Annotated in this window: 24 protein-coding genes; 14 read left to right on the top strand and 10 right to left on the bottom strand. The window is 68.8% G+C overall.

The genetic code is table 11. From position 1 onward, the window contains the following. Positions 1-18: 18 nt before the first annotated feature. Positions 19-1,863, bottom strand: a complete 1,845-nt coding sequence (locus IT359_14600) for a sulfatase (protein MCC6930212.1) — start codon at positions 1,861-1,863, stop codon at positions 19-21. 231 nt (positions 1,864-2,094) lie between these two features. Here IT359_14600 and IT359_14595 point away from each other — a divergent pair, with 231 nt between their 5' ends. The 3 genes from IT359_14595 to IT359_14585 are packed head-to-tail and all read left to right on the top strand — an operon-like array spanning position 2,095 to position 6,517. After that, on the top strand, positions 2,095-4,023 hold the full coding sequence (locus IT359_14595; GenBank protein ID MCC6930211.1) for a hypothetical protein: 1,929 nt from the start codon (positions 2,095-2,097) through the stop codon (positions 4,021-4,023). 39 nt (positions 4,024-4,062) lie between these two features. Continuing rightward, positions 4,063-5,484, top strand: a complete 1,422-nt coding sequence (locus tag IT359_14590; GenBank protein MCC6930210.1) for an MBOAT family protein — start codon at positions 4,063-4,065, stop codon at positions 5,482-5,484. Between the two features lie 46 nt (positions 5,485-5,530). Next, on the top strand, positions 5,531-6,517 hold the full coding sequence (locus tag IT359_14585; GenBank protein ID MCC6930209.1) for a hypothetical protein: 987 nt from the start codon (positions 5,531-5,533) through the stop codon (positions 6,515-6,517). Positions 6,518-6,627: 110 nt separating this feature from the next. Here IT359_14585 and IT359_14580 read toward each other — a convergent pair whose 3' ends face one another. From IT359_14580 to IT359_14570, 3 genes are all read right to left on the bottom strand, one after another. Next, entirely contained in the window at positions 6,628-6,786 is a 159-nt protein-coding gene (locus IT359_14580; GenBank protein ID MCC6930208.1) for a hypothetical protein, read from the bottom strand. Positions 6,787-6,851: 65 nt separating this feature from the next. After that, entirely contained in the window at positions 6,852-7,250 is a 399-nt protein-coding gene (locus IT359_14575; protein MCC6930207.1) for a hypothetical protein, read from the bottom strand. Next, complete coding sequence (locus IT359_14570) at positions 7,247-9,082, bottom strand: carbamoyltransferase (GenBank protein MCC6930206.1); 1,836 nt, start codon at positions 9,080-9,082, stop codon at positions 7,247-7,249. Before IT359_14570 ends, IT359_14575 begins: the two co-directional genes overlap by 4 nt. A 245-nt stretch (positions 9,083-9,327) precedes the next feature. Between IT359_14570 and IT359_14565 the strand changes: the two genes are divergently transcribed. Further along, a complete protein-coding gene (locus IT359_14565) occupies positions 9,328-10,413 on the top strand; it encodes a hypothetical protein (GenBank protein ID MCC6930205.1) in 1,086 nt (361 codons plus the stop codon). A 6-nt stretch (positions 10,414-10,419) separates the two neighbouring features. Here IT359_14565 and IT359_14560 read toward each other — a convergent pair whose 3' ends face one another. Then, the gene (locus IT359_14560; GenBank protein MCC6930204.1) at positions 10,420-11,178 is read right to left on the bottom strand and encodes a PepSY domain-containing protein; all 759 of its coding nucleotides are present in this window, start codon (positions 11,176-11,178) and stop codon (positions 10,420-10,422) included. A gap of 233 nt (positions 11,179-11,411) precedes the next feature. Between IT359_14560 and IT359_14555 the strand changes: the two genes are divergently transcribed. The 8 genes from IT359_14555 (at position 11,412) to IT359_14520 (ending at position 17,881) form a co-directional block, all read left to right on the top strand. Then, positions 11,412-12,938 (top strand): amidohydrolase family protein, encoded by a 1,527-nt coding sequence (locus tag IT359_14555; protein ID MCC6930203.1) that lies wholly within the window; start codon positions 11,412-11,414, stop codon positions 12,936-12,938. Between the two features lie 83 nt (positions 12,939-13,021). Further along, positions 13,022-13,609 (top strand): HD domain-containing protein, encoded by a 588-nt coding sequence (locus IT359_14550; GenBank protein MCC6930202.1) that lies wholly within the window; start codon positions 13,022-13,024, stop codon positions 13,607-13,609. A gap of 185 nt (positions 13,610-13,794) precedes the next feature. Then, a complete protein-coding gene (locus IT359_14545) occupies positions 13,795-14,304 on the top strand; it encodes a polymer-forming cytoskeletal protein (GenBank protein ID MCC6930201.1) in 510 nt (169 codons plus the stop codon). A gap of 97 nt (positions 14,305-14,401) precedes the next feature. Beyond that, on the top strand, positions 14,402-14,809 hold the full coding sequence (locus IT359_14540; GenBank protein MCC6930200.1) for a hypothetical protein: 408 nt from the start codon (positions 14,402-14,404) through the stop codon (positions 14,807-14,809). 94 nt (positions 14,810-14,903) lie between these two features. Then, complete coding sequence (locus tag IT359_14535) at positions 14,904-15,059, top strand: hypothetical protein (protein ID MCC6930199.1); 156 nt, start codon at positions 14,904-14,906, stop codon at positions 15,057-15,059. Between the two features lie 68 nt (positions 15,060-15,127). Then, positions 15,128-16,087 carry a DUF1080 domain-containing protein gene (locus IT359_14530; protein MCC6930198.1) on the top strand — a complete coding sequence of 320 codons (960 nt, stop codon included), beginning with the start codon at positions 15,128-15,130 and terminating at the stop codon, positions 16,085-16,087. Then, entirely contained in the window at positions 16,084-17,490 is a 1,407-nt protein-coding gene (locus IT359_14525) for a putative glycoside hydrolase (protein MCC6930197.1), read from the top strand. The genes IT359_14530 and IT359_14525 overlap by 4 nt, the downstream gene beginning before the upstream one ends. 7 nt (positions 17,491-17,497) lie before the next feature. Beyond that, positions 17,498-17,881, top strand: coding sequence for a RidA family protein (locus IT359_14520; protein ID MCC6930196.1), 384 nt, complete (start codon positions 17,498-17,500; stop codon positions 17,879-17,881). 20 nt (positions 17,882-17,901) lie between these two features. Here the strand turns inward: IT359_14520 and IT359_14515 are convergent, their stop codons facing one another. The 3 genes from IT359_14515 to gluQRS are packed head-to-tail and all read right to left on the bottom strand — an operon-like array spanning position 17,902 to position 20,038. Beyond that, the gene (locus IT359_14515; protein ID MCC6930195.1) at positions 17,902-18,672 is read right to left on the bottom strand and encodes a hypothetical protein; all 771 of its coding nucleotides are present in this window, start codon (positions 18,670-18,672) and stop codon (positions 17,902-17,904) included. Next, positions 18,669-19,175: a hypothetical protein gene (locus IT359_14510; protein MCC6930194.1), complete on the bottom strand. Its 507-nt coding sequence runs from the start codon at positions 19,173-19,175 to the stop codon at positions 18,669-18,671. The genes IT359_14515 and IT359_14510 overlap by 4 nt, the downstream gene beginning before the upstream one ends. Next, entirely contained in the window at positions 19,175-20,038 is an 864-nt protein-coding gene (gene gluQRS, locus IT359_14505; protein MCC6930193.1) for a tRNA glutamyl-Q(34) synthetase GluQRS, read from the bottom strand. The genes IT359_14510 and gluQRS overlap by 1 nt, the downstream gene beginning before the upstream one ends. A gap of 194 nt (positions 20,039-20,232) precedes the next feature. Here gluQRS and IT359_14500 point away from each other — a divergent pair, with 194 nt between their 5' ends. Beyond that, entirely contained in the window at positions 20,233-20,817 is a 585-nt protein-coding gene (locus IT359_14500) for a GNAT family N-acetyltransferase (protein ID MCC6930192.1), read from the top strand. A gap of 28 nt (positions 20,818-20,845) precedes the next feature. Here the strand turns inward: IT359_14500 and IT359_14495 are convergent, their stop codons facing one another. Beyond that, the gene (locus IT359_14495; GenBank protein MCC6930191.1) at positions 20,846-22,150 is read right to left on the bottom strand and encodes a CotH kinase family protein; all 1,305 of its coding nucleotides are present in this window, start codon (positions 22,148-22,150) and stop codon (positions 20,846-20,848) included. 244 nt (positions 22,151-22,394) lie between these two features. Next, positions 22,395-23,942 carry an alkaline phosphatase D family protein gene (locus IT359_14490; GenBank protein MCC6930190.1) on the bottom strand — a complete coding sequence of 516 codons (1,548 nt, stop codon included), beginning with the start codon at positions 23,940-23,942 and terminating at the stop codon, positions 22,395-22,397. A gap of 258 nt (positions 23,943-24,200) precedes the next feature. On the opposite strand from IT359_14490, the gene IT359_14485 reads away from it, so the two are divergent. Beyond that, a complete protein-coding gene (locus IT359_14485) occupies positions 24,201-24,881 on the top strand; it encodes a YdeI/OmpD-associated family protein (protein MCC6930189.1) in 681 nt (226 codons plus the stop codon). Positions 24,882-24,889: the final 8 nt, after the last annotated feature.

Here is a 24,889-nt window from a genome sequence, read left to right as displayed (position 1 = left end):
CTAACGAGCGCGGCCGTTTCAGCGCCCCGGGATCACTCGCTCGAGGGCGGCGCGCAGGCGCGCACGCGTGGTGTCGCTCCCCGAGTGCGCCGCGAGGTCGAACTGCTCGGCGGTGTCGGAGCGGTAGCGAAAGAGCTGCTCGGTCCCGAACCCGTTGCGGATGTAGTGATGCTCGGCGTCGATGATGCCGACGAGCCCGGTCTTCGCATTCGGGAACGACGGGCTGACGTTTCGCCCCCTCGTGACCTCGGAGACGATCGCACTCCCTGCGGCGCGCTCGCTCCCCGCGCCGGGAGCCGACCAGGTCCGCGCCAGCGACGTACCGGGAAGCGCGTTAGGCGGCAACCCCGACAGCTCGACGATGGTCGCGGCCACGTCGCGCAGCGAGATCGCCTCGCGCACCCGTTCCCCACCGGGGACCTTGGCGGGAAAGCGGATGATCAGCGGAACCTGGAGCAGCGGGAGATAGAGCCCGTTGGCGTGCCCCTTGAGTCCGTGTTCCCCAAACAGCTCGCCGTGGTCGGAGGTGATGACGACCACCGTGTTGTCGAGCGCACCGCGCGCGGCGAGCGTGTCGAGGACGCGCCCAAGCTCGGCGTCGAGGTAGGCGATGGCCGCGTCGTAGCGATCGACCTGCTTCGTGGAGTCGCCAAACTGCCGGTAGTACGCCGACGGGGCGCGATAGGGACCGTGGGCGTCGAAGTAGTTCAGGAATGCAAAGAACGGTCGTCCAGCGTCTTGCACCTGCCAGTCGAGGAAGGCGTTGGAGATGTCGACGGCGGGAATCGGCTCGTCGGCGGGAAGGCCACTCGGCATCAGGCTGAAGCGCCGAATGACGCGCAGCACCTGCTCGCGCGTTCGCACGCCGACGATGTTCTGCAGGAAGCGGCTCTGCCCAAGCGGGGAGTGCGTCATGATCATCCGGAGCGAGACCGGATAGTCGCGATAGTCGATGAAGCCGCGTCCTATCCCCGACTCCCGCGACGTGTACAGCAGGTTGGCCACGAATCCCCCCGTGCGATAGCCGCGGTCGCGGAACAGCTCCGCGAGCGTTGGCCCTTCGCTTTGCACGGGGTAGCGCCAGTCGTAGCGCACCTGGTTCGGGTAGCGCCCCGTCATGAGCGTCGCGTGCGACGGGAGCGTCCAGGGCGCGGTGGAGAAGGCGCGGTCGAAGACGACGGCATCGGCGGCGCGGCGCTCGAGCTGCGGCGTTGTAGGCTTGCGATAGCCATACAGCGACATGTTCGCGTCGCGCACCGTGTCGAGGATGATCAGCAGGACGTTGGGCGCGCCGGCCTGGGGTGCCGGGAGCGCGCCGAGCGCGCGCGTCCGCTGCCACGTTCCCCAGGCGCGGTTCCCCACGCCCAGCAGTGCGACGAGGAGCGTGCCAACGACGGCCGATGAGAGTAGCCGAGGGCGCAGTCGCGACGCCTGCGCGGTATAGATCCGCGTGAACTGCGTGGCGACGCCCAGGGCGACGATGACCTGCGCGACGCGCGCGATCTGTTCGTACGGGAGGAGCTGGGAGAGCGTCGCCAGGAAGGCAAAGGAGCCGCACGCCGCCACGCGCCCCCACGGTCGAGCGCGCGCCACGAGGGCGATGAGGAGGGCCAGGGGGAGGAAGAGGAGGGTGTGCGACAGCACCGACATCCAGGGGAGGTCGGGGCTGACCCAGGCAAAGCGCCCCAGGATGCGATGGCGCACCACCTGTGTGGCGGCGTAAGCGATTCCCCCGGCCAATCCGAACCACCAAGCGAGGGCCAGGAGCTCGCCGAGCGTGGTGCGTGAATCGGTGCGCGCGGTGATGCGCGCGGCCGACTGGGTGGTATCGCCGCCGACGGGGGGCGCCGCGTGGTCGTTCAATCCTTCGCTCTCCTGTTTCACTCACCTGGGTCGGCGGCGCAACGACCGGTCGCGTCGCGCGCGCAGCCCGTGGAAACGGGCCTGACGTCTTGGTACCAATGCTGCATGTGGAGGACGATCCGTCTCCTGCAGGAACCGTACACGGCAGCGTCACCCATCGGTTGGTGATCGTCTCGCCGGTGCTTCCCCCGCTCGAAGAGACCCCCTGCGCTCCACACCCCCTCCCCGATCGTGATCGCCGCCGCCCTCGCGGGAACGCTCGCCATTCTCCTGTCGCAGGTGGTGCTCGCCGCCGCCTTCGTCGGGTTGGGGCTGTCGGTGCGCCGCGCGTTTGGCGTGCAATCGCTGGCAGTTCGCGATGTCCCGGTGGCGTTCTTCGTTGGAGTGGGGCTGGCGGTCGCGCTCCTCTATGCGTGGACGTTTGTCCTCCCCATCAACGGCGCCCCCTTGGCGATTGTCGTCGCCGGGGGGCTCGGGGCGTTGGTGCCATGGCGCCGGGCGCTGAGAGCGCTGGGGCGCGACGAGCCATGGGCGCGCACGCGGTGGCTTCCCGCGGTGCTCATCGTGTCGGCGCTGTGGGTGGCGAACCTCTGTCGCAGCCCGCTCATCAACTCCGACACCGCCCTGTATCACTATCAGGGGGTGCTGTGGGCCAAGGCTTACCCGACGGTCCCCGGGCTGGCGAATCTCTTCGGACCGCTGGGCTTCAACAACGGCTCGTTCGTGTACGATGCGCTGCTCGATGCGGGGCCGTGGAGCGGCGAGGCGCACCACATCGCCAACGGCTTGCTGCTGCAGGCCTTCCTGTCGTTCGCGTGGCTTGGCCTGTTCCGCGTCTGGCGCTCGAGCGGGAGCGATCGGTTGCAGGGGGTGTTCGACGCGGTCTTCATCGCGCCGGCAACGAACATGGTGGTGCAGGACTGGCTCACCAGCTTTGCCACCGACCTCCCGGAGACCGTCTTCCTGCTCATGGCGGCCTCGGAGTCGTTCAAGTTCCTGACGGATCGCGGGGCGCCCCCCGTGGAACGCGCCTATCGCGCCTTTTGCGTCCTCGCGTTCATGGCGATCGCGGTGACGTTCAAGGTGAGCGTCGCGCTGGTGGCGGTGCTGCTGGCGGTTGTCATCCTGGGGCGATGGTTGCTGGTGGAGCGACCGGACGCTCGCCTGTTGCGCCGGGGGATGGCGTGGAGCGTTCTCGTCCCCGCGGTGATCGCCGTCGTGTGGATGGGGCGTGGCGTGGTACTCAGCGGCTATCCGCTCTTCCCGTCCAGCGCCTTCGCCTTCCCGGTGGACTGGCGGGCACCCGAGGCGCATGCCGACTGCGAATTCGCCTTCGCCGCCTTCTCGTCGCGCGCCTCGGTCGACGAGCGCGAGGTCATCATGGGCGAGGTGGGGCTAGGGGGGTGGTTCGGTCGATGGTTCGCCGAGAGCGCCACCGCCGACCTGCACATGCTGGTGATTCCGGTCGCCATCATCGTGGTGGTGGGCTTGGTGCTGCTGGTGGGGCATGTCCTGGGGCGTCGCGGAACCGATTCGCCCGGTGGGTCGTGGCTCGCGCTGCCGCCGGCCATTGGCGTCGTTGCCTGGTTCGTGCTGGCTCCTGAACCGCGCTACGCGTCGCCGCTGGTCTGGATCCTGGCGGCGCTCGCGGTCGCCGCCTGCTTTCGGCGGTTTGGTGGCGGCGCGTCATGGGAGGCGGCGCGACGCTACTGGCTCGCCCTCCTCGTGGTGGGGGTGAGCCCGCTCCTCATTCACCCCGTGCTCTCGCCCTCCCCCATGCATCGCAGGCTGGCGGCGTGGAAGCGCGTGGTGCTGGAGAACTTCATGGTGCCCGGCGAGGCGACGCTGTTGCAGCCGACGCCCTTTGCGCCGACGGTGACCGAGTTCGTGACGCGCAGCGGGCTCGCGCTGCGTTTCACGCCGCGCACCTGTGCCACGACCGCCATTCCCTGCACCCCCAACCCGTCCCCTAACCTTCGGCTGCGGGAGGCGGGGCGCCTCGATCGCGGCTTTGCGGTGGATGGTGGGTGGGAGATGCAGTACTGGCCGGCGAACCGCCCGCTCTTCACGGCGGCGATCGCCGAGCTCGATCGCGCCACTGGCGGAAAGGGGTGCCGCGCCGCCAGCCGGAACACCTCGCTCCGCCCTCAGCGACCATGACCGCGCGCCGACGCCGATAGCAGCCCGCCCCCCACTCCCATGGTCTTCAACTCGCTCACGTTCCTCGTCTTCTTCGCCGTGGTCATGGCGATGTACTACCTCCTCCCCATCGGCTGGACCGGGCGGAAGGTGGTGCTGCTCGTGGCCAGCTACATCTTCTACGCGGCGTGGAATCCCCCCTTCGTGCTCCTCCTCATCGCCTCGACGGTGATCGACTGGGAGATCGCGAAGCGCATGGCGGCCAGCGAGCGCCCATCGTATCGCCGCGCGCTGCTGGGCTTCAGCCTCGTGTTCAACCTGGGCGTGCTGGCCTTCTTCAAGTACGGCGGCTTCCTGCTGGAGAACTTCACGCGGCTCGTGGCGATGTTCGGCGTGGAGTATCAACCGCCGGAGTGGAGCATCATCCTCCCGATCGGGATCTCGTTCTACACCTTTCTCACGCTGTCGTACACCATCGACGTGTACTACCGGGTGATGGAGCCGGGGCGCTCGTTCCTCGACTACGCCTTCTTCATCACCTTCTTCCCGCACCTCGTGGCGGGGCCGATCATCCGCGCCGCCGACTTCCTCCCGCAGTGCGTCGAGCCTCGCCGCGCCACGCGCGACCAGTTGGGGTGGGGGCTCGCCCTGATGGTGCTGGGCCTGTTCGAGAAGGTGATCCTGGCCGACACGCTGCTGGCCCCGGCCGCCGACACGGTGTTCGGTGCCGCGTCTCGCGCCGGCTTCATCGACGCGTGGACGGGGACGCTCGCCTTCTCGGCGCAGATCTTCTTCGACTTCGCCGGCTACACCACCACGGCGATCGGCTGTGCCCTGTGCCTGGGCTTTGTCCTCACCGACAACTTCCGCTTCCCGTACGCGGCGGTCGGCTTCTCCGACTTCTGGCGGCGCTGGCACATCTCGCTGTCGACCTGGTTGCGCGACTACCTCTACGTCCCGTTAGGCGGCAACCGCCGCGGGGCAGCGCGCACGCAGGTGAACCTGATGCTCACCATGCTCATTGGCGGGCTGTGGCACGGTGCGGCGTGGCGTTTCGTCGTGTGGGGGGCCTTGCACGGCACGTACCTGGTGGCCGAGCGTCGAGCGCGGCAGTTGTGGGGCGGCGCGCGCGTCTGGTCCGTCCCGCTCATGCAACTGGCGCTGGCGCTGGGCACGTACGCCCTGGTCTGCGTCACGTGGGTGTACTTCCGCGCCCACTCCCTGGCCGACGCCTGGCGCATCAGCCGCGCCATGCTGCTGGGCGGGAGCGACCAGATGCTCCTCACCAACCAGGACCGCGCGATCGTGGTCGGGATCACCGTCTTGCTGCTGGCGGCCCACTGGCGCATGCGCGCCTCCAGCATCGAGGACGAGTGGAAGGGACTTCCCCGCTGGTTGCGCCCTGTGGTTCTGGCCTCGATGGTCCTCGCGATCTGCCTCGCTTCCGGTGACGAACGTGCGTTCATCTACTTCCAGTTCTAACGACCGCCTGCCTGTCGGCGGCTGGGGGCACACCTGGCGCTGGACGATGCTCCTCGTCGTCGTCGTGCTTGGCGGATGGGAAGTGCTCTGGCGCGCGCGCGGCTTCCGGCCGCGCGTCGAGTCGGTCGACGAGTCGTGGGTACTGGCCTTCAACCGCCTCCAGAGCGGCGGGACCGTGGTCGCGGGCACGTCGCGCATCCAGGCGGCGCTCGACCCCGACGCATTCCGCCGCGCATTCCCCGGCGCGCGGCCGGTGAACCTCTCCCTTCCCGGCAACTCGCCGCTGCCGGTGCTCGAGTACCTCGCCGACTCGACAGACTTCCACGGATTGCTCCTGGCGGAAATCCTCCCCTTGTTCGTGTTCGACGCCACGCTGCGCTCGGAGGTGCGCGGGCGCGAGGTCATCGCGCGCTACCGGCGCGAGCGCGTGAGCCCCGCCGCCATGTGGGAGGACTGGCTGCGTGTCCACGCCCTGCAGCATGTCGTCTTTCGCGCACCGGCGCTCCTCCCGGGGCGCTTCGTGCGCGAGCTGCGCGAGGGGCGCCTCCCGGTGCCGGGCAACGCCGCGCTGCGCCCGGATCGGTTCGGCCCCGTGTACCAGCGCGCGCTGACGGCCACGCGTCCGTGGGATCCGGTCACCGGCTTTCACGGGTTGGAGTACGGCATCGCCGAGCGGACCGGGCGCCCCGCCAACCAGTCGGAGTACGACGCCCTCGTGGCGCGCATCGAGCATTCGGTGAACCGCATCCTCGATCGCGGCGGTCGCGTCGTGCTGCTCTATCTCCCGGCGTGTGGCCCGCGGCGAGCCATCGAGGAGCGCCGCTATCCCCGGGCAACGTACTGGGATCCTCTCGCCAGGGAGACTCGCGCAGTCGCGATCGCCGCCGAGGACTTCCCCGAGCTCGTCAGCTTTGACTGCTTTGACGGATCGCATCTCGACCAGGGCGACGCCCCGCGCTTCGCCTCGGCGCTGGGAAAGGAGCTGGCGCGCCGCTTCTCGGCGAGCGGGACGCCGAACGATCCCACGCCCTGAGCATGCATCGAACGAACGGTCGTCAGGGAAGCGAACACGGCACGGGGGCGCGGTCAGCAGCGACCGCGCCCCCTGTGCATACCTGCGCGCGGCGACAAGCGCGCGCGCCGTCAGAAGATCGTGTAGATGAACGGTGCGAGGACCGAACCCTTGGCGAAGACGAGGAGCGTCCCGACAAGGAGCATGAGGAGGATGAGCGGGAGGAGCCACCACTTCTTGCGCGCCTTCATGAAGGCCCACAGCTCGCGCGTCAACGAGGATTGCGACACGGAATCACCTGGTCGGTCTGGGGAAGGATGCAATCAGCGGGTAGGGGGCAAGCCCGCCAGCCGCATCAGAACTGTCGGTTGAGCGACGTGGCTTTGTCGGGATCGGGCGTCCGGGTGACCCAGTAACCTGTCCCGGTCGCCCGATGGGCGAGCGGATCCCGCCCGAACAGGCGCATGGCGAGACCCATGGGGGTGATGACGAGGAAGTAGATGACCCCCATGAAGATGGGGGTGGTAACCCTGGACAGGGCGTGGGCGAACCCCATCCACGCGCGAAAGACGCCGCCGAGGTGCGCGGGGATGAGCGCCCCGCCGGCGATGAGGGCACCGCCTAACGACCACAGCACCAGCGGCGCAGTGTCGTGCCCGCGCCAGCGCGAGATCGCGCCAAAGAGGGCGAAGGCGGCGCCGACGGTGAGGCCGAACTTGCGTCCGTCCCTCGCCGTGAACGCCGGCGCGCTCAATCCAGCTGGAATTCGGTCCGCCAATCTCCCGTCTCCTTCCACTCGGGCTGCCCCTCCTTGACCAGGAGGAACGGGTACAGCACGAGGGCATCGATGTGGGTGCGCATGAAGCAGCGATACGCGTCGGCCGGCGTACAAACGATCGGCTCGCCGCGCACGTTGAATGAGGTGTTCACGACGACCGGGCACCCCGTCTGCCGCTTGAACGCGGAGATGAGGTCGTAGTAGTTGGGGCTCGTCTCGTGCGTCACGGTCTGCACGCGTGCCGAGTAGTCGATGTGCGTGACGGCGGGGATGTCGGAGCGCACCACGTTCAGTTGCTCGATCCCCCACAGGCGCTGCTCGGCGTCGGTCATGGGAACCTGGCGCTCTTCCTTGACCGGGGCGACGAGGAGCATGTAGGGCGACTCGCGATCCAGCTCGAAGTACTCCGAGACATGCTCGCGCAACACGCTGGGCGCAAACGGGCGAAACGACTCGCGGAACTTGATCTTGAGGTTCATCTGCGCCTGGATGCGCGGGCTGCGCGCATCGCCCAGGATGCTGCGCGCGCCTAACGCGCGCGGGCCGAACTCCATGCGACCGTCGAACCAGCCGACGACCTTCTCGTTCGCCAGGAGCGACGCCACCTGCTCCAGCAGATCCGGGCGATCGAGTCGCAGGTACGGTGCCCCGATGTTTTGCAGGTACTGCTCGATCTCCGCCGGCGAGAAGGCCGGGCCCAGGTATGCCCCCTTCATCGCGTCCGTTCCGGGGACCACGCTGCGCGGCTTGTCGAAGTGACGGTGCCAGGCGAGCTGCGCCACGCCCAGGGCGCCGCCGGCGTCACCAGCAGCCGGCTGGATCCAGATGTTCTCGAACGGGCCCTCGCGCAGGAGCCGGCCGTTGCCGACGCAGTTGAGCGCCACGCCCCCCGCCAGGCACAAGTTCCGCGAGCCGGTGATGGTGTGCGCCGTCCGCGCCATGCGCAGCATGACTTCCTCGCACACCACCTGGACCGAGCGCGCGAGGTCCATCTCCTTCTGCGTGAGCCTCGACTCCGGCTGTCGCGGGGGACCGCCAAAGAGCGCGTCGAAGGCGGGACTCGTCATCGTGAGCCCCGCGAGGTAGTTGAAGTACCGCTGGTTCAGGCGAAACGACCCATCGTCGCGAAGGTCGAGCAACTCCTTGTAGATCAAGTCGACGTACTTCGGCTCGCCGTACGGCGCGAGCCCCATCACCTTGTACTCGCCCGAGTTGACCTTGAAGCCGGTGTAGTACGTGAAGGCGGAGTAGAGGAGCCCTAACGAGTCGGGCCAGTGCAGCTCCTGCAGGATCGAGAGGTCGTTCCCCTCGCCCCGGCCAATGGAGGCCGTGGCCCATTCGCCCACGCCGTCCATCGTGAGGATCGCCGCCTCCTCGAACGGTGACGGGAAAAAGGCGCTGGCGGCGTGAGACTCGTGATGCTCGGCGTAGAGCATGGTCCCGTGGAAGTCGAGCGCCTCACGGATCTGGCGATCCATGTAGAGCTTGTCCTTGATCCAGAGCGGGCCCGCCATGAGGAACGACTTGAAGCCGCGCGGCGCCACGCCGAGGTACGTCTCGAGGATGCGCTCGAACTTGAGGAGCGGCTTGTCGTAGAAGGCAACGGCGTCGAGCGCCGATGTCTCGATCCCCGCCTCCCTGAGGCAGAACTCGACCGCCTTGGCGGGGAAGTTCGAGTCACCCTTGATGCGGGTGAAACGTTCCTCGCTCCCGGCGGCGATGATCTCGCCATCGCGCACGAGGCAGGCGGCGCTGTCGTGGTAGAAGGCCGAGATGCCGAGGATGTGCGTCGGCGTGTGAGCGGGCATTCGTGTGCGAAGTAGGGATTGCAAGGGTCGTTAGGGGGAGCAAGAAGCAGGCCCGGTCCCCCCCTCCGCGCCGCGGGCGGTATTCTTCTTGCCCGTTGCAGGCGCGTAGGTCATCTACATCGGATGGCGGTACGTGTTTTCGAGTCCTCCTCTCTTCAACTCGTTGCCAGATGAGCACTTCGCCGTCGCGCGGTCCCCGAGGAGTAGTCGGTCGAGTCGTTGGCCTGCTCAGGGACGCCTGGCTCATGATCGGGATCACGCTGCTGCTCTTCCTCGTCCTCGAATACGGGTACCGGGGGGTGCGCGGAGCGCGCCAGGCGATGCGCGGCGGACCAGTCGCCAAGGACTCGTCGCTGCATCCGTACGCCGGCACCGACTGGTGGGGGCCGTTTACCGGGGCCGACGGGCTGGCCGCACGCAAGAACCGCTTCGACCCCTACCGCGCCTTCTGGACCAAGCCGGTGAGTGCCAAGTACGTGCACGTCGACTCGCTCGGACGACGGCTCACCCCGCAGCCGCCCATCACCGGCACCCCGCGCCGGATGTTGTACATGATGGGGGGGTCGACGATGTGGGGGTTCTCCGCCCGGGATTCGTTCAGCATCCCGGCCTATACGGCGGGGGCGCTGCGCGAACGCGGGATCACCGACGTGGAGGTCGTCAACCTCGCCCAGCAGGCGTTCAACTCCACGCAGGAGGCGACGACCCTCCTGGTGGAGCTGGCTAACGGGCGCGTCCCGACGGCCGTCGTCTTCCTCGACGGCTATAACGACATCGCCACCGCCTGGAAGTTCGGCACCCCGGGTCACACCTATGGCGAGGAGTCCACACAGCAGCAGATCGACCTGGGGACACGAGACTTCTGGGGCGAACTCGTGGGACTAGGGCGCCACGCGGAGGTGGTGCAGCGCCTTCAGTCGGCGCTCGGGCTCAACGAGCGAGAGCCCAACGTGACCGGCGGGCCGGCGCAGATCTGCGGCCCGCTGGCGGGCTACTACCGCAATATCGCCATCTCCACCGAGGCGCTGGGGGAGCGCTGGGGCTTCAAGACCGTGCGCTTCATGCAGCCCACGCACCAGACCACCCGCAAGGCGCTCACGCCGTGGGAGAAGTCGCTGCAGACCAACCGGTTCCTCGTCCCCTGCACCGCGTCGATCGACTCGGCGATGGCCGACCGGAACGGGACCGGCTACTTCCCCCTGTACGGGCTGTTCGACGCCGACACCGCGACCATCTTCGTCGACCACGCCGCGCACGTCACCGAAGCCGCCAACCGACGCATTGCCGAGCGTATTGCCGACATCGTGACGCCGCTGCTGAAGCACGAGTGATGTGGCCTAAGCGCGCGGTGCCTCCGTCGCCCTGGTGCGATCGCGGCGCCCCACCTCCCACCGGCGTCGCCACCGCCGGGGGAGCACGACGTAGTAGCCGGTCAGCACGAGGACGATCGTGATCAGGCTCGTGAGATGCAACGACAGCTTCTTGAGGCGCTCGGAGCCGCCAACCAGCTCGATCTGCTCGAAGGTGTGAAGCCCCGTGATGAAGGAGCGAATGCGCGACCGCCCGTTCACATGCGTTACCGAGCCATCGCGCTTGGAGACGTAGGCGATGGTGCCGCGCGCGTCGTCGAACTCGAGGCGCCAGGCCGGGAGTGCCCCGCCGGGATAGCCGAACGAGTGCCGCGAGATTTCCGTGGCGCTCCTGATGCGCGCGTTGTCGGAGAAGTCGCGGCGCGCAATGCGCTCGGCGACGTCGCGCGTGACGACGAGTCGCTCGCCGGTGGCGGCGCTGAGGAGGAACGACTTTCCATCCTTTGCATCGACCTTGTAGTACGGGTCGGGGCCGATCGCGACAAAGACGACTCGGCGCACCCCCGACGTGTCGCCTTCGCGCGAGCGCACCAGGTCGATGGCACCCGCTGGCGACACCGTTGCCTGCCGCATGTCGACCATCTCCGCCGTGCGCTTGGGGACGATGGGGGTGAAGGGGAGGATCATGACCATCCCGCTCACCAGCCAGACGAAGACGATGACGCCGATCCCGATGCCGATCCATTTGTGGAGCGACAGGAAGAGGCGCGTGACGTACATGCGCATGGAACAATCCTCAGAGGGAAGCCGGCGGTCGCCCGGACTGCCAGGTGGGTGCACTTCGCGGCCGCGGGGATGCAATGGTAAGGGTGCAAGTGGCATTCCGTTGGACTCGCACGCTCACGTCGCATTCACGCGCCTTTCGTTCACTTCTCCCGTTGCTTCGTTGCTTCGTTGATTCATCGACTCATGCCTCGATACGCGTATCACCGGCCGCAGCGCTCCGTCTCCCAGCTGTCGTGACTCGCCCCCGTCTGACGCTTCGGCTCGCGACGCTCGGCGCGGCGAGCCTCCTGGTTGCGTACAATCTCGCTGCGCAGGGGAGCGCGCCGCCGCGCGAGACGATCGTGATCGTGCACGCGCAGGTGGTGGATGTCGCCACCGGTGTCGTTCGCCCCAAGCAGACGTTGGTGATTGCCGGTGGACGCATCCAGGCGATGGGCGCCGACGGGAAGGTCGCTCTCCCGCGCGGCGCGCGCACCGTCGACGCGCGCGGACTGTACGCCACGCCAGGGTTGTGGGACATGCATGCACACCTCTCGGCGACCTCCATGCGCCCGCGGGGGGCGTCGGGGCCATCGACCATTGCCGGCAACGCCGATTTCGTGCTGCCGCTCTTTGTCGCCAACGGCGTTACCGGCGTGCGGGACATGTCCGGGGACTTGCAGCTGTTGCGCTCCTGGCGGGCGGCGGTCACCGCCGGCCAGCGGCTCGGACCTCGGCTGGTGGTGACGGGGAACAAGATTGGCGGGACCGCTCGCGTCGTTCCCGGCGCCCCCTTCCCGCTCACAACCGACGACGACATTCGCAGTGCGGTGCGCGCGCTCAAGCGCGACGGCGCCGACTTCGTGAAGTACCTCGAGCTTCCGGCCGTGCGCTTTCCCGCCTTGATGGCGGCGGCGCGTGCCGAGGGGCTCCCGGTCGCGGGTCACGTACCGCCCTGGATGCCGCTCTCCGAGATCTCCGATGCCGGGATGGCGAGCACCGAGCACTTGTTAGGCATGGCGCAGGCGACGTCGGGGGAGGAGGCAACGCTGCTCGAGGAGGCGCGCAACGAGCAGACGTGGTGGGGGCAGCTCCTGATACGCGTCGGCATCTGGAGCCCCGAGCGGCGGCTGGCCGACCGGCAGCGGCGCGCCATCGCGAGTTCCGCGGAGGCCAAGACAGCGCAGCTCTTCGCGCGGCTCAAGCGCAACGCCACGTGGCAGGTACCGACGCTCGCCGCCATTCGCCACATCAACGGAATGCTGGACGACTCCACCATGCGCGAGGCGCGTGAGGCGTATCGCCTCCCCTTCATGGTGGGGCGGCGCAAGGACTGGGCGAGTGGAGACACGCTCGCCAACTACGCCTTCGTTCGCTGGGCCTTTCAGACGACTGGTGACATGCATCGCGCCGGCGTCCCGCTCCTCGCCGGGAGCGACATGCCGGGGACCAATCGACTGGCGGGGTTCAGCCTGCACGACGAACTCGGGTACCTCGTGCAGGCGGGGCTGTCGCCGCTGGACGCACTGCGCGCCGCGACCATCCGTCCGGCAGAGTTCCTTGCGGCGCGCGACTCGTTAGGAACGCTGGAGCCGGGCAAGCTCGCCGACATCCTGCTGGTGCGCGGCAACCCGCTCGACGACATCACGCGGATGCAGCAGCTCGACGCCGTGATCGTCGATGGGCGCTACATTGGGCGACGCGACCTCGATGCACTCCTGGCGCAGGCGCGTACACTCGCCACGCAGTGGCGCGCCGAAGCGCCGGCGCCCACACCGTAGGCGCTGTCGCGGGAGGGCCGGGGTTGGCCTGGGGCGCGCACGGTGGCCGGCGCGCTGGTGCGCTGAGTTTTCTCTTCCAGCCAATGCAGCACGACGAACTCCTGCAGGTCCTCGACTTTCTGCGCGCCGCCGAGGCGCTCAAGACGCGCCGCCGCAGCGGGTGGACAACCGCTGGTGAGCCGGAGAGCGTCGCCGATCACACGTGGCGGCTGTGCCTCATGGCCATGGTGCTGCGCCCGGGCTTTCCCGAGGTCGACTTCGGGAAGGTGCTGCGCATCTGCGTGGTGCACGACCTTGGGGAGGCGATTGGTGGTGACGTACCGGCGCCGGAACAGGCGCGGCGCGGGGCGAGCAAGTCGGCCGACGAGCGCCGCGACCTCGAAACGCTGGCGGCGGCGCTCCCGCCGGGGCAGCGCGACGAGATCGTGGCGCTGTGGGACGAGTACGAAGCCGGGCTGACCCCCGAGGCTCGCCTGGCCAAGGGACTCGACAAGCTCGAGACGATCCTGCAGCACACGCAGGGCGCCAACCCGCGCGACTTCGACTATCGCTTCAACCTGGACTACGGCCGGCGCCACACGGCGCACCACCCGCTCCTGGTGGAGTTGCGCGCCATTCTCGACGCCGAAACCGAACGGCGCGCGCGCGAGTCCGACGCCGAGCTTGCCTGACAAGTCTGCCTGACGAGCTTGCCTGACGAGCTTGCCTGACGAGCCTGCCTGACGAGTGGCACGGCCCAGCTTGCCTGACGAGTGCGGCAGGCCGTGCTCGCCAGTTCCGGGCTTGGTGACGCAGCTGACAGCGCCACGGGCGTCCCCGCGCGCAATCGTTGGGGACCCAAACAGGAGATTCACCCGTGGCACTCTGGAAGGAACAGACGACGCCCAAGAAGGAAGGCGCCACCCTTGGCGTGGTGACCGAGCCCCCGCGCCGCGAGTTCGACGCGCCGAGTGACCTGGCCTACAGCCGCGAAGCCTCGCGACGCACCGCGACACGCGAAGGCTCCGAGTCGGTCATCGGTTCCGACCTCACGATCGAAGGCAAGATCGACGGGAGCGGGCACATCCGCATTGCCGGGCGCTTCAAGGGTGACGTGACGGTGGAAGGGAACCTCACCATCGAGTCGGGGGCGCGGGTCAACGGCGGCGTGCGCGCCAACGCCGTGACGATCGCGGGAGAGCTGGAAGGGAACGTGCTCGACGCCGCCCGCGTGGAGCTTCTCGCCTCGGGCGTCCTGATCGGCGACCTCAAGGCCGACTCGCTCACCGTGGCCGCCGGTTCGCGCATGCGCGGGCGCGTGGAGTTCGGGTGGAACGAGCCGTCGACCGCTGGCACCATTCCCCGGGAGACCGACCTCGCCTCGTGACGCGTGACCCGGACGCCGTCGATGATCCAGGCTGGGGCGGGAAGGGCGAGGCGTTGCGGCAGGTGCGCGCCGCGGCGCCGGTGGGGTTGATCGTCCCGTGAGCCCAGTCCGCGAGAGCGTGGCAGGGAGCACGCGCAGTTGCCCGCACTGTCGTGCCACGATCCTGGAGAGCGCCGTCCGCTGTCCCAAGTGCCAGCACCACCTGCGTTTCGACTCCGGCGCAGCGGCGCGCGCGCTGCGCACCAGCACTCCACTCAAGGTGGAGGGGGTGTTGCGCAACAGCGTGGGTGCCGAGGCGTGGGAGTACTCCGTGCTCCTGACGATCCGCAACGAGCGCGGCGAGGAGGTGGCGCGACAGGTCATGGGAGTGGGCGCGCTCGCCGCCGGCGATGAGCGGACGTTTTCGTTGTCGGTCGAGGTGTACACGCCGGAGGGGCGCGCTGTTGGCGCACCGGAGGGGCGCGCTATCGGCGCGCCGGAGGGGCGCGGCGGCGGCCCGGCGTGAGGCGTCTCACGAGGCGAGCTGTCTTTGCGTGCGAGGGGCTGTAGACTATCGGGGTGCCTGACGAGTCCCATTCCCCGAGGTGGAGGGAGCGACGATGAAGAAGTCCCACATCCCCGATTTCTCGCCCAAGCGCAAGGCGGTGCCCGGCGCCGCGCCGCACAAGGAGGGGGCGAAGCCATTGGCGCCGCCGCGCGCGCCGGCGATCAAGCCGCAGTCGACGTCATCCAAGTCGGGGCGGCGCGGCTCTTAAAGACGGGGCGCTGCTGGACAATCGAGGGTATCATTCGGCGTCGCTGCATCCCTCGAACCGCTTCGCGCATGCCGATCCTCACCGCCCTCCTCGCCGCCGCCCACCTCCACATGGCGGCGGCCGCGCTTCCGCCAGCCGCAACGCACGTCGCGCCGGTCCAGTCGGAGTCGCCGCTGATCGGGCGATGGGACATCGTCGTCGACGCACCGGGGCGCCACACGGCATCGTGGCTGGAGGTGCGCCACTCGGGGCGCAGCACGCTCATCGGCGCATTCGTCAACATGGTGGGGAGCGCGCGCCCCATTGCCCGCATCGACTTCAAGGACGGGCGCTTTGCCTTCACCCTTCCCCCGCAATGGGACGACAGCGAGGGGGAGAACAGCGTCACCGGGCGGCTGACCGGCGACTCCATTGCCGGGACGATCGCCTACGCCAACGGGCGAAAGCAGGCGTTCCGCGGCGCGCGCGCCCCGCGACTGGTGCGCACCACCGCGCCGTCGTGGGCGCTCCCCGTCACGCTCCTCAACGGGAAGGACCTCACCGGATGGAAGGCACTCGGCGAGGGGACCAACCAGTGGGAGGTGTCCAACGGCGTGCTGCGCAACAAGGCGGCCGGCGCCGACCTCGTCACCGATCGGTCGTTCACCGACTTCAAGCTCCACGTCGAGTTCCGCTTCCCCAAGGGGAGCAACAGCGGGATCTACCTGCGCGGGCGCTATGAAGTGCAGGTGGAGGACACGCAGGGCGACGAGCCGAAGATCGACGGGCTCGGCGCGGTGTACGGACACCTCATCCCCAACGAGCTTGCCTCGCGCGGGCCGGATACGTGGCAGTCGTATGACATCACGCTCATTGGGCGCCGCGTGACCATCGTGCTCAACGGGAAGACGATCATCGCCGACCAGGTCATCCCCGGGATCACCGGCGGTGCACTCGACAGCAACGAAGGGGCGCCGGGCCCGCTCTTCCTGCAGGGCGATCACGGCCCGGTGGAGTACCGCAACATCGTCATCACGCCGGCCAAGTGACGCGTCGAGCGCTCCTCGCCGCGTCGATGGCGCTGTTGACCGGCGTTGCTGCAGCTGCCGGCTGCGGCGAGCGCGAGGTGCCGCGCGCCGGTGCGCAGGGATCGGCGCCTAACGCTGGCGGCGCCGCAGGGTCGCGGAGTGCCGCCGAACGCGCGGCCGACAGCGTCGCCGCCTGGCGGGCGCGCTTTGGCGACCGCGTCCCCCGCCCCGACTCGGTGCGCGCGCTGTACGTGAACGCATGGGCCGCCGGCTCGCGCTCGCGCATGGCGCAGCTCATTGCCATCGCCGATTCCACCGAGGTCAACGCCTTCGTGATCGACGTGAAGGAGTCGGACACGTACCTGGCCTACGACAGCACCGCCATCCCGCTGGCGCGCGAGATCGGCGCCGACACGCGCCCCGCCACCACCTGGCTGCCGGCGCTCATCGACACGTTGCAGGCGCACCGCATCTATCCCATCGCCCGCATCGTCGTCTTCAAGGATCGGCAGCTGGCGGAGCGGAAGCCGGAGTTGGCCATCCGGCACGCGAACGGGAGCGTGTGGCGCGACAACAAGGGGGGCGCGTGGGTCAACCCGTACGATCGCCGCGTGTGGGACTACAACGTGGCCATCGCGCGCGAGGCGCTGGACATGGGCTTCTCCGAGCTGCAGTGGGACTACGTTCGCTTTCCCGACGTGACGTCGCGCATGCGCGAGGTGATGCGCTATCCGGGGAGCAACGGCGTCTCGCGGGCCGAGAACATCCGCAACTTCATCCGCTACTCCAAGGAGCAGTTGCAACAGTACCGGGTGCCGGTGACAGTCGACGTCTTTGGCCTGGTGACGCACCTGGAAGGGGACGTGGACATTGGCCAGCACTGGGAAACGGTGATCGCCACGGCCGACGTCGTCCTCCCGATGGTGTATCCGTCGCACTACTCGACCGGGCTGTACGGCTTCCCGCGCCCGCTGGCGAAGCCATACGAAGTCGTGCGGCTGGCGACGACCGATGCCATGGAGCGCACGCGCTTCGTGAAGGACTCGGCCGGCGCCACTGTTGGCGAGGTGATGCCGTGGCTCGAGGCGATGAGCATTCGCGGGGCGCAGTACGGCGCCGCCGAGGTGCGGCAGCAGATCCAGGCGGTGTACGACGCCGGCGCGAAGAGCTGGTCGCTGTGGAACCCGGGGTCGCGCTACGCCGAGTTTGTCGATGCGCTGCGGCCACGGAAGGGCGGCGCATCGCCCGTGGAGCGGCGCGGCTGGCGGCCGCCGCAGTGGTCGCTCCCTCGCGAGCGCCTGAGCAAGGTGATTGCCACGCGCGAGCGGCGCGCGGCGGAGCGCGCCGCGGCGGCACGCGCGGCCGCCGACTCCCAGCGCGTTGCGCCTGCTACGCGCCCAGACACCCAACCGTCCAACCACTGAACGCGTCATGCCCCGAGCTCATGTCGAAAGTGCGCGCGGCCCAGCCGCCATTGGTCCCTACTCGCACGCCGTCTGGGCGGGCGAGCTGCTCTACTGCTCGGGCCAGACACCGATCGACCCCGCGCTCGGCAAGCTGATCGAGGGCGACGTGGAGGCGCAGACGCACCGCGCCTTCGACAACTTGCAGGCGGTGGTGGAAGATGCGGGGCTGTCGATGGATGACGTGATCAAGTGCAACGTCTACCTCACCGACATGGCAAACTTTCCGCAGATGAATCGTGCGTATCAGGCGCGATTCACGGCGCCGTACCCGGCGCGCACCACGGTGGCGGTAGCCGGGTTGCCGCTGGGCGCGCTGGTCGAGATCGAGCTGGTGGCACGGCGCCCCTGACGCGGCGCTCGCCGGCTGCCCTACCGCAGGAGTGTCGCCGTATGGAGCACCGCGGGCCAGCTTGCCGCCCAGGCCAGGAGGAAGCGGTTGAGGCCGAACGCGGCCACGTTCCCCAGGTGAAAGCAGGCGGCGAGCGCCACGAACAACGCCGCCGCGCGCGCCCCGGTGAGCGCCAGCGGGAAGGCACACTCGAAGAGGATCACCGCCCACGACGCCGCGAAGGCGACGGCGGGGCGCGAGAGGAGCTGTCGCAGCGCGATTGGCGTCCCGAAGTGCGGCGTGGCCACGAATGACGCGAGCGCGACACCGCGCCGCCACGGCGCATCGATGAGCTTCACCACGCCGGCGATGAAGTACGACATCACCGACTGGGCCGCGACATAGACCAGCGCGCCCTGCACCACGATCGGCGACGAGGCGCCGAGGTGCGCGACGGTGAGCGCTGAGAGCACCACCATCAGCATCATGTCGCTCCCGCCGTTGGTGCTCCCGCGGAAGCGGATGTTGGCCAGGAGCGACGTGATCCAGAGGAGCGGCAGCGTGGCGCCGTGCACTCCCGCCAGCAGCAAGAGCGCGCACCCCACTCGCACCGCGAGCACCATGAGGAATGGGCGGTAGGCGAGGAGCGGTGAGAGCCAGCGCAGTTCGCGCGACAGTGTGCGCCAGCGCCACGTCCCGTCATCGGCCAGGTGACGGCGCCACGCCAGCAGCTCCAGCGTCCCCTGCATCACCGAGAGCGACGCGAGAAGCGCCATCCATCGCAGCGTGGCCGGCGCGGTGAGCGACATCATGCGTCGTGCTCGTCCGAAATGAGGAGGTCATCGGGCGCGCCAGGCTGCTGGTCGACGAGCTTGAACTGGCAGCGCGCCGCGCCGGCAAAGCGCGCATCACGCGCGATGGCCGACGTCACGAGATCGAGGACGAGGTCGTACGAGACCAACGAGGTGACTGCCGCGGCGTCGCCCTCCCACTCGCCAACGTCCATGAGCAGTCGCTCGAGGAGTGCGTGCTGCGCGAGGACGAGGTTCCCCTCGGGGTTCCACACCACGTGCCACCAACGACGCGCTGCCGGCGCGAGGATCGGCTCCCACGCCCCGAAATCTTCGCCAGCACGCGCCACCCGCACCCGGATTGCCGGCGTGACCTGCAGACCGTCGAAGAAGCGCCACGAGGGAACGAGAACGCGAATGAGCACCACGAGCGGGTGGCGCACCTCGGCGCGCGGGAGCAAGGCCACCACCGCGAGCACCAGGACGATCGCCGCCAGCACCACACCCGTCGGCGCTGACATCATCAGCGTTGCACCTCGCTGTGCCGCGACGCTAGTGCGTCCACCTGCGCCGGCGTCGCGTCGCGCAGCGCGGCCCACGACACCTCGCGCTCGCGCAGCGTTCGCAGCGAGAGTGCGCGATACCGCTTGGCCAGGCGCCGCCCTTCGCCGTCACGCACCAGCGGCTCGTGGCACCAGGCGGGGGGCTTGGCGCCTAACGCCCGATAGATGAGCAACTGGCGCGCCGTCGACAGGAGGAGGTCCTCACCACGCACCACCTCGGTGATCCCCATCGCCACGTCGTCGGCGACGACGGCCAGCTCGTAGGCGGGGACGCCATCGCGGCGCCAGAGGACGAAGTCGCCGAAGTCGACGCCGGCAACGAACGACTGGTCGCCACGGCGCTCGTCGGTGAAGCGAATGGTCTCGCCATCGGGGACACGAAAGCGCCACGCGACGCCGAACGGCGCATCATGCTCGCGCTCGGCGCCGTGTGGAGCGCGCCATTCTGTCGGGAAGATCTGCTCCGCTCCTTCCTCGTCCTCGTGCGGGGCGAGCGCGGCGTCGCGCACTTCCTTGCGCGACACGGTGCTGGGGTAGATGACGCCAGCGTCGCGCAGGTGCCGCCACGCGTCCACGTAGCGCTCCGTCCGCTGAGACTGGTAGAACGGCCCTTCGGTCCAGGTGATTCCCATCCAGGCGAAGTCGTCCAGCATCTGCCGCGTGTACTCGGGGCGGCAGCGTTGCGGATCGAGATCTTCGATGCGCAGCACCAGCGCCCCATCGGCGTCCATCGCGCGGCGCCACGCGGCGTGGAAGGTCCGGGCGTGGCCGAGGTGCATTTCACCGGTTGGGGTGGGCGCCAGGCGCCCGCGATAGGCAGTCACGAAGGAGGAAAGTAGAGAGCGCTGGCCTGCGGCGCGCGGGGGCGGCAGGGGGCTTGGGCTGCTGCGGGCGCGCGGGCGCGGGTGCGCCGTTCGCGAGCGCGCGTGCGCCGGTGCGCGCGCTGGCCCGGAGTTTCCGTGGTGGTTGGCGCAGCGGCGCCTTCGCGGTGCAAGTTGGGAGGCGCCCGAGCCCAAGCATGCCACTGACCCTACGCCCCGCCACGCCTGACGACATCCCCGCGCTGAGCGCGCTCATCGAGCGCTCGGCGCGCGAGTTGAGCGTCGGCTACTACTCGCCGGCCGAGATCGAGGCGGCGGTGCGCTACGTCTTTGGCATCGACACCGCACTGGTACGCGATGGGACCTACTTCGTGGTCCACGCCGATGGCGCGCTCGCGGGGTGCGGCGGGTGGAGCTTTCGGCGGACGTTGTATGGGGGCGACCAGCGCCCGGTCGACACCGCCGACGACGCGGTCTCGCGACCAGCCAGCCCTGGCGGCGATCAGCTGCAACCCGGCGTCGACCCGGCGAAGATACGCGCCTTCTTCGTCGCGCCGGAGCAGGCGCGACGCGGCGTGGGGCGGTTTCTCCTCGATGCCTGCCTCGACGCGGCGCGCGCCGCCGGCTTCACGCGCGCCGAGTTGATGGCCACGCTCCCTGGCGTCCCGTTCTACGCTGCCCTTGGCTTTGCCCCGGTGCGCGAAGTGAGCGACCGCGTCCCCGACGGAACCGTCCTGCGTTTCGTGTTGATGCAGCGCGACTTTGCTCGGTTAGGGCGGTGATCGATGACGCGTTGAGCGACGCGCGCGTTCAGCTCCCGAACGCCCCTTCCATCCACTTGCGGCGCGCGAAGAGCCAGTAGGCCATGGCGGTGTACTCGCCGTCCCAGCTCCCCGTCACCACGCGATTGGGCCAGACCCAGGTGTTGAGGATCGGCCACTTCGCGAAGTTGCGCGCCTGCACCTTGCTCAGGTACTTCTGCCGGGCGGCGATGCGCTGGTCCACCTTGTCGAGCGTGCCGTTGGTGCGCAGTTCGTTCCATCGCGCCTTGACCCGCGCGGCGAAGGCGGGATCCTGGAAGAGCCGAGTGAACCACGCCGCGGTGCGCGTGTGCCAGCCCTCGGTGAGGTCGGCGCCATCGTAGGTCACGTTGCCCAGGGCCAGGTCGAAGTCCCACACGGGCCCGAAGAAGAGCTTCCCGTCGCGCTTCTTGTAGAGGTACGTGCTGAGCCGAAGGTTGCCGTCGACGTTCTTGAACAGCTCGTTGACCAGGTAGTAGCCAATCGCCGACTCGACGTCGATGTATGCCGCATATCCCGTTTGGGGGTCGGCAAACCGCGGGCTGAAGATCGCGTCGTCGACCTGCTTGATGTAGTTGGTGATGTACGCGCGCTGCCTGGCCCAGGCCGGATCGTTCAGCGTCTCGGGGTTGGAGAGGCAGAAGATCATCGTCGTGCGCGTCGAGTTGAAGCAGAAGTCCTCGCCGCGCCGCTCGTCGACTTCCATCAGGTATCCACCGCTCACCGCCGACGCCGTCGTGTCACTCACCTTGAGCTCGGGAATGTTCACGCGCTCAGGTGCAATGCGCACGTGCTCGACGAGCTGGTAGACCCCCTGGTACTCGCCGTTCACGGTGAGGTCGACGTACTGCGAACGCGGCGTCCACTCCAACCCCACCAGGCGCGAGAACTCGAAGGTGACGTCGTTGCGGGCGAGCGTCTTGTCGGAATAGTTGGCGAGCAACACCCAGTGCTTCGACGACGGCATGCCGAGGAGCGCGGCGCCGGCGCCCAGCTTGAGCCGATACGGCTTCTTGGGCATGATCCACGTGGTGTTCCCGCGTCCGCGGATCTCGAGCGCCCCTTCGTTGAGGACCTTGCTGTCGGTGTCGATGATGCGATAGGTCCCGGTGACGTACAGCTCGCGGGAGGTGATGGGGACCTGGTTGGTGGTGCTCACCATCATCGAGGGGAGCGCCTCGACGGCAGTGATCGTGTTGGTCGGCGGGACCTCCGGCGCGGGCGAGGCGGGATCGCTCCCGCACCCGGCGAGTAGCGCAACCGCGGCGAGTGATGCGAGCGCGGCGCGCGCGGAAAGCGCGGAGAGCGCTGGCACGACTCGCGGCAAGCGTGCGCCGGCAGGCAAAACCCACGCACGCACTCGCGCGCACTTCTCCTGCAACACAGCCGACGGCACAACCGACAACACAGCCGACAACACGACAAGCTCCCGTTGGAAGGACGGCGATGCGGGCGCCTCCCGCACGCGTGGCGCGTACGGGAAGAAATCTACGCGAACCGCCGCCGCTCGACTGGGCGCGGGCGACAGTCGCGACGGCGCCCGCCGCGCGAGCGCCCGCTCACACCTTCTCGATTCCCGGACGCCCGTGCTGCACCCGCCAGCTGGTCGCCGTCTCGACGGGCGCCCCGGGGCGGGAGACGTACGGCACAATGCGATAGTCGGCCGTCCACTCGTCAGGCGTCACGCGGCAGCGCACATAGCCGCGCCGGGCGTTGTGCCACTTGATGTGCGGGTTGTCGGCGCGCATCGCGTCCCACCCGCGGTAAGTCTCGTCGCCGTCCCCGCCTGACGAGATGCTCGTCCCCACGAACTCCGCGGCGATCACGGGCCTCCCCGGACGATCGAAGCCCGCGTGCAACTCGTTCACGAAGTTGGCGTGAATGTCCCCGGAGATGACGACGGCGCGCCCCTTCGCTCGCTCGGCGAGTGTCCCCAGCAGGCGTTCGCGCGCCGCCGGGTAGCCCGACCACTGGTCCATCGACAGCTGCACCTCCGCGCCCGGCCGTGAGTCGAGCGGCCCCATCATCACCTGCTGCGCCAGCACCTGCCACCTGGCCTGCGATGTCCCCAGCCCGTTGAAGAGCCACTTCTCCTGGTCCGTTCCCATCAGCGTGCGCCGGGGGTCGCTCCAGTCGCCGCACGGCACCACGCGATTCCCCTCGCCGCACGCCTGGTCGCTGCGATACTGCCGGGTGTCGAGGACCCAGAAGCGCGCCAGCGCTCCCCAGTTGCCGGTGCGCGCGATGTTGAGGTCGGCCCACGACTTGGCGCGCGGCACGCGCACCGGCTGGTGCTCCCACCACGCCTGGTACGCAGCCGCACGCCGCAGGTGCATCTGCTCCTCCGACTCGAAGACGTTCTCCCCGTTTAGCCCCGCATAGTTGTTGTCGACCTCGTGATCGTCCCAGGTCACGATCCACGGGCACATTGCATGCACCTTCTGCAGCGCGGGGTCGAGCTTGTATTGCGCGTAGCGATTGCGGTAGTCGTCGAGCGAGACGATCTCCTTCCCGTGGTGCGGGCGCACCACCTGCTCCCGCGTGGCCGTTTCGTAGATGTAGTCACCCAGGTGCGCCACCAGGTCCAGGCGCTCGTTGGCCATGTGCTCGAAGGCCGTATACAGCCCCTGCTCGTAGTGCTGGCAGGAGATGAAGGCAAAATCGAGCGGCTGCTGGGCACCATCCGGGGGGGTGGTGCGCAGGCGCCCGACCGGGCTCTCCACCCCCGACGTGGTGAAGCGGTAGAAGTACCAGCGATCGGGGGCGAGTCCCTGCACGTCGACGTGCAGCGAGTAGCCAAGCTCGGGCGCGCACGTGTAACGCCCGCGTTGCACGACCCTGGTGAACTGCTCGTCGTCGGCAACCTCCCAGTTCACCACCGGACGCCCGCCATCCATCCCGCCCAGCGGCGCAAAGGGATCGGGGGCCAGCCGCGTCCAGATGACGCAGGCGTTAGGCGTGGGGTCGCCGCTCGCGACCCCGAGCGAGAACGGCGACCCGGCCGCGTTGCCAATCGTGAGGCGATGCGAGAGCCGCCACAGCGTGGGCGTCCCCGCGCACAGGAAGGCGTAGCGGCTCACGTCGGAAAGGAAATCGCGACGAAGCATGTCGAGAGGACGAGAGGACGAGAAGACGAGGCTGGGAGGGCGTGGGGGATGGTGCGGCTTGCGAGAGGGTGGGGCAAGGGGAGCGTGCAGCTGCTTTGCATCGGCTTGGTGCCGCCCCGCAGATTCCCCTGCGGTCGTCCTCCGCTTTCGTTGAGATATCCTCTCTCGTCCCCAGCTTTCGCTGGGACAGGCTTCTCGTCCCCAGCTTTCGCTGGGGCAGGCTTCTCGTCTTCTCGTCTTCTCACGAAGATGCAGCCCATCTACTTCACCTCACCCACCGAATGGCGTGACTGGCTCCATCGCCATCACGCCACCGAGCGCGAAGTCCTCGTGGGCTTCCACAAGGTCGCCGCCGGACGGCCAACCATCACTTGGCCGCAGTCGGTCGACGAGGCGCTCTGCTACGGATGGATCGACGGGCGGCGCACCGGTGTGGACGAGACGCGCTACACCATCCGCTTCTCCCCTCGCAAGGCGACATCCACCTGGAGCGCCGTCAACATTGCGCGCGTAGCGCAACTCGAGGCCGAGGGGCGCATGCAGCCGGCGGGGCGCGAGGCGTTCGCCAGGCGCAAGGAGAATCGTTCCGGTACGTATTCCTACGAGCAGCGCCCCGAAGCATTCGACGAAGCGATGCTCGCCACCTTCCGACGAAACCGGCGCGCGTTTCGCTACTTCGAGGCGCAAGCGACGTCGTACCGGCGCGCGGCCATCTGGTGGGTCATCTCGGCCAAGCGCGAGGAGACGCGCGCACGCCGGCTCGCCGAGCTCATCGCCATCTCCGCCGAGGGAGAGCGGCTCGACCACATGGCGAAGTACGCCAAGCCCAGGACCGGCGCCGCCGCCAGGCCCAAGGAGGCACAGCGCGAGAAGCAGGTGCAACGCGCGAAGCAGGCGCCACGCGCGAAGACGGCGCTACGCGCGAAGAAGGCGCGCTGACTTCGGCG

This window comes from Gemmatimonadaceae bacterium (genome assembly GCA_020852815.1).
Lineage (GTDB): Bacteria > Gemmatimonadota > Gemmatimonadetes > Gemmatimonadales > Gemmatimonadaceae > SCN-70-22.
Note: the sequence above shows the minus strand (reverse complement) of the source record. Positions and strands in the feature narration are given on the sequence as shown.